This window comes from Thalassospira sp. UBA848 (assembly GCF_002295455.1).
GTDB lineage: Bacteria > Pseudomonadota > Alphaproteobacteria > Rhodospirillales > Thalassospiraceae > Thalassospira.
Genome location: NZ_DBGS01000011.1, coordinates 1 through 3,130, shown reverse-complemented (window position 1 = coordinate 3,130; position 3,130 = coordinate 1). Strand labels below are relative to the sequence as shown.

At 50.6% G+C, this 3,130-nt stretch carries 3 protein-coding genes and 1 pseudogene; 1 reads left to right on the top strand and 3 read right to left on the bottom strand.

Annotation, left to right across the window (positions count from 1 at the left end; translation table 11 throughout):
• Positions 1 to 197 precede the first annotated feature (197 nt).
• Positions 198 to 1,247 carry a DNA-binding protein gene (locus B2R48_RS01590; RefSeq protein WP_114324239.1) on the bottom strand — a complete coding sequence of 350 codons (1,050 nt, stop codon included), beginning with the start codon at positions 1,245 to 1,247 and terminating at the stop codon, positions 198 to 200.
• Positions 1,248 to 1,452: 205 nt separating this feature from the next.
• On the opposite strand from B2R48_RS01590, the gene B2R48_RS01585 reads away from it, so the two are divergent.
• Positions 1,453 to 2,478, top strand: coding sequence for a tyrosine-type recombinase/integrase (locus B2R48_RS01585; RefSeq protein ID WP_020743633.1), 1,026 nt, complete (start codon positions 1,453 to 1,455; stop codon positions 2,476 to 2,478).
• 16 nt (positions 2,479 to 2,494) lie between these two features.
• On the opposite strand, the gene B2R48_RS01580 is transcribed toward B2R48_RS01585, so the two are convergent.
• Both B2R48_RS01580 and B2R48_RS01575 read right to left on the bottom strand, forming a co-directional pair.
• Positions 2,495 to 2,821: a YnfA family protein gene (locus B2R48_RS01580; RefSeq protein ID WP_020743634.1), complete on the bottom strand. Its 327-nt coding sequence runs from the start codon at positions 2,819 to 2,821 to the stop codon at positions 2,495 to 2,497.
• A gap of 14 nt (positions 2,822 to 2,835) precedes the next feature.
• Positions 2,836 to 3,130, bottom strand: a pseudogene (locus B2R48_RS01575) (hypothetical protein); the annotation flags it as partial.

The following is a 3,130-nucleotide window of genomic DNA, read 5'->3' as shown; positions in this document are numbered from 1 at the left end:
GAAAAATAGAATGGCGCGCTACATGAGGGTCGGCAACGATTACTTCATTAAACAGCCAGATGGTCGTTTATTGGTCAGAATCAGATCCTGCGGTTTCAGTCCTCTTGAGTCCTTGCAAGTGTAGGTTTTCGTACAAAAGCGCTAACCTGCCATTTTCCTTGTGGAAGAACCTCCAAATTTGACAAGTTTGACCATAATTATAGCGAACCTTGGAGCTGTTTAAATTGCCCCTGGATCACCGCCTTTTCCTGAAGAATTGCTTTGTTCTCGTCGGTCAGATACGTCACTTTATCCTGTGTGGTTTTCAATTCGGTTTTGGTGGCCTCCAAAGCCTGTGATAACACGGCCACTTCCTTATCGACTTCTGCTTTCTGAACAGTGAGAGCAGATATTTTTTCTGCCAATTGCTCATTTTTATGCTGGTTTTTCCGGTTCTTCGTCATGGCGTCTTCAAGGTCGCGTTTCAGCTTCTGGATATCATCTACCTTTCCGTTTAGGTCCCTGTTTAGCGTTGCATTGGCCTGTTCAAGTTTATCGGCATTGTTTTCTAACTGCGCATTGGCATCCAACAGCTCGGACGATCTTGACTCGGCCTGGGTGAGCCGGTGTTGCAGATCCAGGATCTGGTCTTTCAATCCCTGGTTAACCGAACGAAATTGTTCGCGCTCCTGTTGACGATCTTCGGCTGTTCGCTGCTGGTAATGCTCGAAATGGTCACGGATATCCCGGTTTTCCTGCTTGAGTTCCGTGACGGTTTCTTTCAAATCGGCGGTCCGGGCAATAGCCTCGTCCCGTTGCATCTCTGCCTTGGTCAGGTTGATGCGTGTATCTTCCAGAGCCTGAGTTTTCTGGTCTACTTCGTTGGTAAGTTGCCCGATCTGGATTTCTAAATCTTTCTGGCGGGCAGTGAGCTGCGTAATCGCGTTGCTGGCGTCGTCGAGCTTTTTCCGGAGATCTTCATTCAGCCCTTTGAACTCCTGTCGGGCCTGCTCGATGCGGTGGTCGGCCATCTGCTGCACTCGTTCGTGGAGAGATTTCACGACCTCCACCAAGTCGCTCGGGAGTCCATTGGTATCGGCCGCGTCCCCGTTATCGGAACGCCAGCGCTTGAGTAGTGGCGCGATCGTGCTTTTGCTGCCGGTGCCCAAATGTTCTCGAACCCGATCCACCGTTGGCTCCTGGCCTTGAGCTTTGATGGCTTCGGCGGCTTTGGCGACATCGTGATATGTGACTCCGGCGCGGGCCATAGGAATTTCCTTTCAGATTATTTAATACCGTATTACGTAACACGTAATATAACATAATTATATAGCTTTTAAAGACGATTTGAATTTATAATATTAACCTACGATAATGCTCATTATCGTAGGTTAATGGATTGAGCCATAAATTTTCGACTTGTAACACCGGTACATAGCCGCCTTTTGGGTGACATCGAAGGAAATCCTATTCATGAACAACAAACCACCAAAACAGGCTAACGACTTGTCATTACGTAATGAGGATTCGACCCTGGTTGAACGCCAGGAATCCGAGTCATTGCGGCAATACCTCCAGGCAGCGACGTCCGACAACACGCGTAAAGCCTACCGTTCGGCCATTCGGCAATTTGAAAAATGGGGTGGTCGCCTGCCCACAGACCGGGATACTGTCGTCCGGTACCTGCTGGGCAGAGCCGAATCGCTCAACACCCGGACCCTGGATCTGCACCTGACCGCCATTAGCCAATGGCACCATTACCAAGGACTCATTGATCCGATAAGTGATCCGTTGGTCCGCAAAACCATGGAAGGCATCCGTCGCACTCATGGTCAGCCCAAGCGCAAAGCCAAGACACTGCGTCTGGAGCACATCGCCGAAATGGTGAATCACATGCGGCAACTCCCAGACAGCAAAAAAAAGCACCGGGACATTGCGCTGGTATTAACCGGCTTTTTTGGGGCTTTCCGCCGCAGCGAACTGGTTGCGATTCAAACCAGTGATGTGAATTGGGAGCCGGAAGGTCTGATCATTCGGTTGCCTCGCTCCAAAACCGATCAGCAATCAACGGGGTTGGTTCGTGCTTTACCTTTTGGGGCTGAAAGTTGTTGTCCGGCTACAGCGATCGAAGCATGGATTAGAGTAGCTGGTATCAATGAGGGCCCCCTCTTCAGGCCCATCAACCGCTGGGACCATGTTCAGGAAAGAGCGCTGAATCCAGGGGCGGTAAACGATCTTCTCAAAACCTTGGGCAAGGCCTGCCAGTTCGATTTTGCACCCGACTTAAGCAGTCATAGTTTTCGTCGCGGCCTCTCTACCTCGGCGGCACGGGAGCGCGTGGACTTTGAACTGATTAAAAAGCAAGGAGGCTGGAAAAGTGATGCTACCGTTTGGGAGTACATTGAGGAAGGACAGCAGTTCAATAATAACGCATCAATCATTCTGATGGAAAAAATGAGCTTGTTGCTGAACGCTGAATCCCTAAAAAAGGGAAAGTAAATCCGCAGGATCGAAATCATCTCGGCGCAAACATGATAATGCCCATCCCTAACAAGGTGATGGCCACGCCTACAAAATCCCACAGATGCGGGCGAATCCCATCCACACCCCACAACCACAGTATGGCCACCGAAACATAGACGCCGCCATAGGCCGCATAAACCCGGCCCGCTGCGGTTGGATGAAGAGACAGTAGCCAGGCAAACAGCGCTAGGCTGAACGCTGCCGGCAGCAAAACCCATGCGGATGCCGACTTCTTCAGCCAGAGGTATGGAAGATAACAGCCAACTATTTCCGCAATAGCGGTGATGATGAACAAACCGAGCGTGGAAAGTATGGACATACGAAGTTCTCTTGTTAGTGCTGATCCGTTTGGCTGGGCACGGGTTGATCCCGGCAAGCTTCTTCGGTCAGCTCGATTTCAATTGTGGTGTGAGCCAGCGGGTATTGTTCGAGCGCCATAGCAATGGATTGTTTGATGGCGCAGTATTCGTCAGGACCAAAAACTCCCTCGTGATCCACTACGATATGGGCCGTCAGTACATGCTGTTCACCATCCAGGGACCAGAGGTGCTGGTGATGAATTCCGCTGATGCCATCAATGCCAATTAGTGTTCGCCGGATCTCCTCGTGAAGCGCCTTATCTGGAACA